This is a genomic window from Sphingomonas bacterium, from assembly GCF_903644135.1.
GTDB lineage: Bacteria > Pseudomonadota > Alphaproteobacteria > Sphingomonadales > Sphingomonadaceae > Sphingomonas.
This window is the reverse complement of record NZ_CAHJXA010000252.1, coordinates 1-4243: the sequence shown is the minus strand read 5'-3', so window position 1 is coordinate 4243 and position 4243 is coordinate 1. Positions and strand designations below refer to the sequence as shown.

Annotated in this window: 6 protein-coding genes; 5 read left to right on the top strand and 1 reads right to left on the bottom strand. The window is 69.0% G+C overall.

Annotated features, from left to right (window positions below; genetic code table 11):
- The 5 genes from HUU96_RS12245 to HUU96_RS12225 all read left to right on the top strand — a co-directional run.
- The coding region (locus HUU96_RS12245; protein WP_174293056.1) for a DUF4230 domain-containing protein at positions 1-561 on the top strand (561 nt) is incomplete at its 5' end.
- A 19-nt stretch (positions 562-580) separates the two neighbouring features.
- Positions 581-1579, top strand: coding sequence for a quinolinate synthase NadA (gene nadA / locus HUU96_RS12240; RefSeq protein WP_174293055.1), 999 nt, complete (start codon positions 581-583; stop codon positions 1577-1579).
- Complete coding sequence (gene nadC, locus HUU96_RS12235) at positions 1576-2439, top strand: carboxylating nicotinate-nucleotide diphosphorylase (RefSeq protein ID WP_174293054.1); 864 nt, start codon at positions 1576-1578, stop codon at positions 2437-2439. Before nadA ends, nadC begins: the two co-directional genes overlap by 4 nt.
- A gap of 70 nt (positions 2440-2509) precedes the next feature.
- Entirely contained in the window at positions 2510-2941 is a 432-nt protein-coding gene (locus HUU96_RS12230) for a hypothetical protein (RefSeq protein WP_174293053.1), read from the top strand.
- A 35-nt stretch (positions 2942-2976) separates the two neighbouring features.
- Positions 2977-3720, top strand: a complete 744-nt coding sequence (locus tag HUU96_RS12225; RefSeq protein ID WP_174293057.1) for a ribonuclease T2 family protein — start codon at positions 2977-2979, stop codon at positions 3718-3720.
- On the opposite strand, the gene HUU96_RS12220 is transcribed toward HUU96_RS12225, so the two are convergent.
- Positions 3665-4075, bottom strand: a complete 411-nt coding sequence (locus HUU96_RS12220) for a DUF4112 domain-containing protein (protein ID WP_254605210.1) — start codon at positions 4073-4075, stop codon at positions 3665-3667. The two genes, HUU96_RS12225 and HUU96_RS12220, sit on opposite strands and share 56 nt — an antisense overlap.
- Positions 4076-4243 lie beyond the last annotated feature (168 nt).

The following is a 4243-nucleotide window of genomic DNA, read 5'->3' as shown; positions in this document are numbered from 1 at the left end:
GCCCGCGCCAGCCTGGTCGGCTTGCGCGAGCAGAACCGGCTGTCGGCGTTCGCGGCGCGCTTCGTGGCGGTGGTGACCTCGCGCCAGTCTATGCTCGGCCTGACCGACGAGAAGACGCTGATCCTGCCCGGACTGGTCCGCTACGAGGTCGATCTCGGCAAGCTGGAGCAGCGCGACGTGCGCTGGGATGCGGCAAGCAGGACGCTGGCGGTGACCCTGCCGCCGGTCGAGGCCGACCAGCCGCAGGTCGACCTGGCCGCGATCCGCGAATATGGCTCGGGCGGCGTGCTGTCGCGCTTCACGAGTGCCGACAAGACGCTGGACACCGCCAACCGCGCCAACGCGCAGGCCGAGCTGGCGCGGCAGGCGCACGAGGCGGTGCCGATGAAGCTTGCCCGCGATGCCACCCGCCGCGCCGTCGAGCGCAGCTTTGCGATGCCGTTGCGGGCCGCCGGGCTGGATGCCGCGGTGACGGTCCGCTTCGCCGACGAGCCGGTGGCGAGCACCGAACGCTGGGACGTCTCGCGTTCGGTCGATGACGTCCTACATAATCATTTCTGATCCGATCGGGACACGCGCCATGAAGCTGACCAACGACCTGACCGGGCTCGACCTGCGCGCCGAGATCGACCGGCTCCGGCGGGAGCGCAACGCAGTGATCCTGGCGCATTATTACCAGAAGCCCGAGCTGCAGGACCTGGCCGACTTCGTTGGCGACAGCCTCGACCTGTCGCGCCGCGCCGCCGAGACCGACGCCGACGTCATCGCCTTCTGCGGGGTGCGCTTCATGGCGGAAACGGCGAAGATCCTGTCGCCCGGCAAGATCGTGGTGCTGCCCGACATGGACGCCGGCTGCAGCCTGGAGGACAGCTGCCCGCCCGAGCAGTTCGCCGCCTTCCGCGCCGCGCATCCCGACCATATCGCATTGACCTACATCAACTGCTCGACCGAGGTGAAGGCGCTGAGCGACATCATCGTCACGTCGTCGTCGGCCGAGACGATCCTGGCGCAGCTACCGGCCGACCAGCCAATCATCTTCGGTCCCGACCGCAACCTTGGGGGATATCTGACCCGCAAGACCGGGCGCGAGATGCTGTTGTGGCCGGGCGTCTGCATCGTCCACGAGGCGTTTAGCGAGACCGAGCTGATGAAGCTCAAGGCGCAGCACCCCGGCGCACCGGTCGCAGCGCATCCGGAGTGCCCGGCGGTGATCCTCGACCATGCCGATTATGTCGGCTCGACGCGCGGCATCCTGGAGTTCGCGCAGAGCTTCCCTGGCGACACGCTGATCGTCGCCACCGAGCCGCACATCATTCACCAGATGGAGAAGGCACTCCCGGCCAAGACCTTCATCGGCGCGCCGGGGGCGGACGGGAACTGCAACTGCAACATCTGTCCGTACATGGCGCTCAACACCATGGAGAAACTGTACGTCGCGTTGCGCGACCTGACGCCGCGGATCGAGATCGAGGAGGGACTCAGGCTGCGTGCGAAGAAGAGCCTCGACGCGATGCTGACGATGGCGAGTGCTACCGTGGGGCAGGGTGATCTCGGGCCGGCGCGGGTGGCGCATCGATGACGGTGGCCGACGTTCATACGCTAGCCACCGGCTTCGACCTCGACGCCTTCGTTGCTGCGACGCTAGCGGAGGATTTGGGCGAGGCGGGTGACATCACCTCTGCCGCCGTCATCCCCGCCGACGCGCGGTTCACTGCGGTGATGGCCAGCCGCGATGCGATCACCGTCGCCGGGCTGCCGATCGCCGCCGCTTTCTTCCGCGCGCTGGACCCGAGCGCCACTGTCGAGATGCAGGTCGAGGATGGCGCAGCGGTCGCCGCCGGCACCGCGCTGCTGCGGATCGATGGTGCCGCGCGCGCCCTGCTGACCGCCGAGCGCTCGGCGCTCAACACGGTGCAGCATCTGTCGGGGATCGCGACGCTGACCAGCGCCTATGTCCAGCGGCTGCGGGGTACCGGCGCTATCCTGCTCGACACGCGCAAGACCTTGCCGGGACTGCGCGTGCTGGAGAAATACGCGACCCGCATGGGCGGCGCGCAGAACCATCGCATGGGGCTGTGGGACGCGGCGATGATCAAGGACAATCACGTCGCCGTCGCCGGCGATGTCGGCGAAGCGGTGCGGCGCGCGCGCGGTGCCGGCATCGGCCGGATCATCGTCGAAGTCGACCGCGTTGACCAGATCGAGCCGGCGCTGGTGGCGGGCGCGACCTGGCTGCTGCTCGACAACATGGCCCCGGCGGTGCTGCGCGGGGCGGTGACGCTGGTCGACGGGCGGGTGCCGACCGAGGCGTCGGGCGGGGTCACGCTGGAGACGATCCGCGCGATCGGCGAGACCGGCGTCACCTATGTGTCGGTCGGCAGGCTGACCCAGAGCGCCCCGGCCGCCGATATCGGGCTGGATTTCGCAGCCGTCGGCTGAGACGGCGCGAGCGGGGTTGCCAAGCCGGGCGGGGGCGATACGTTGCCGGTCAACACAGGAGGAGGTGCCGATGCTACGACCCCAATCGATCATCACGTTCGAGCGTTGCTATCTTGGCGCGTGGCTGATCGGCCTCGTCAACCTGGCGCTGACGTGGAACGGCCGCCTGGCGCTTGCCGATGCCAACGCCGCCGCCACGATCGGGGCCGGCACGGTCAGCACCATCGCCCTGGTCGGCGTCGTCGTCGGCGGCATCATCACGCTGACGCTCTGGTGGTTCGTCGCGCGGCAGGCGAGCGTGGTCGCCAAGTGGATCGTGGTGGTGTTCTTCGGGCTCGGCGTGCTCGGCTTCCTTGCTAGCATCGGCCGCGGCACGATGCTGCCGGGGATCGGCGGCGTCCTGACGGTCGTCAGCTGGGTGCTGCAGGCGGTGGCCGTGTTCATGTTGTTCCGCCCCGACGCCAACGCCTGGTTCGCGGCGCGTCCGGCCAACGTGGCGTGACCACCGCGTTGCGCGCCGGTCTTGCGGCGGTGCTGATGCTGCCGACCGGCGCGGTCGCCCAGGCGCTCAGCTGCTCGCTGCCGGCGCAGGTCGAGCGGCCGCATCCCGAGCTGCCCTCCGCCAGCCAGCCGCAGCGGCTGTTGCCGACCGGCGGCTATACGCTCGCGGTGACATGGGCCCCGGAATATTGTCACATGCCGCACAACGGGGCGAGCGATTTCGAGTGCGGGCAGGGCAACCGCTTCGGGTTCGTCCTGCATGGATTATGGCCCGACGGCGTCGGCAAGGACTGGCCGCAATATTGCCGCTCGACGCCGCTGCTGGCTCCGGCGACGATCCGGGCGAACCTGTGCTCGACGCCATCGGCGCAGCTGCTCCAGCACGAATGGGCCAAGCATGGCACCTGCATGGCGGGGCTGGACCCAGACTCCTATTTCCGCCGCTCGACCGGGCTGTACGCCAAGCTGCGCTACCCCGACATGGCGGCACTGTCGCGCGAGCAGGGCCTGACCGTCGGCCGCTTGGCGGAGGCACTGGCGGCGGCGAACCCAGGGCTGCCGGCCAGCGCCGTCCGCGTCACGCTCAATCGGCTGGGCTGGCTGGACGAGCTGTGGCTGTGCCTCGACCGGCAATTTGCCTATGAGCGATGCCGGCCCGACAGCGGCGGTGCGGTAACCACGGCGGCGCTCAAGATCTGGCGCGGCGGACCTGCCCGGCCACGTCTCAGCCCCGGATCGTCGCAACCGCCGGGAAGTGACGATCGAGATGGCGCAGGATGATCTTGAGGTTGCGCGAGTTCGACCGGAAGAAGAAGTCCGGCACCGCACCCAGGAACGGGATGAGTCCCAACAGCCAGTCGAACCCGACATTGCCTACCATGCGCGCAATCTGAAACTTCGACATGTGCAGGTTGCGCGCTTCCCACACCATGTAGAGGCCGAGCAGCGCGCCGATAGTGTCGCCCGCAACCGGCAGCGCATCGAGGATGACGTCGAGGCCGATGCGGCGGTTGAGGCCAGGAACGACGAACAGCCCCTCCAGCAGATGCTCCATCGCCTCGACCCGCCGGCGGACGGAGAGAGGGTCGCGGCCGATCGGCAGGGCGGCGGGATCGAAGGGAAGGGCACGGCTCATCAGCCTCAAATGGGACCGCCGCGCAGATGGTTCAACGGGTGCCATGCCCGCGCATTGGCCTGCCACTCGCGCAGCCGCAGCGACACCAGCGACCAGCGCAGCGGGCGGGCGATGGGGATGAAGGCGACATCGTCGGCCAGTGCCTGGTCGGCCGCGGCGATGGCCTCG

Excerpts from the sequence above, each read along its gene's own strand:
- nadA (WP_174293055.1), top strand. The coding sequence starts at position 581 with ATGAAGCTGACCAACGACCTGACCGGGCTCGACCTGCGCGCCGAGATC.
- nadC (WP_174293054.1), top strand. The coding sequence starts at position 1,576 with ATGACGGTGGCCGACGTTCATACGCTAGCCACCGGCTTCGACCTCGAC.
- HUU96_RS12230 (WP_174293053.1), top strand. The coding sequence starts at position 2,510 with ATGCTACGACCCCAATCGATCATCACGTTCGAGCGTTGCTATCTTGGC.
- HUU96_RS12225 (WP_174293057.1), top strand. The coding sequence starts at position 2,977 with ATGCTGCCGACCGGCGCGGTCGCCCAGGCGCTCAGCTGCTCGCTGCCG.
- HUU96_RS12220 (WP_254605210.1), bottom strand. The coding sequence starts at position 4,075 with ATGAGCCGTGCCCTTCCCTTCGATCCCGCCGCCCTGCCGATCGGCCGC.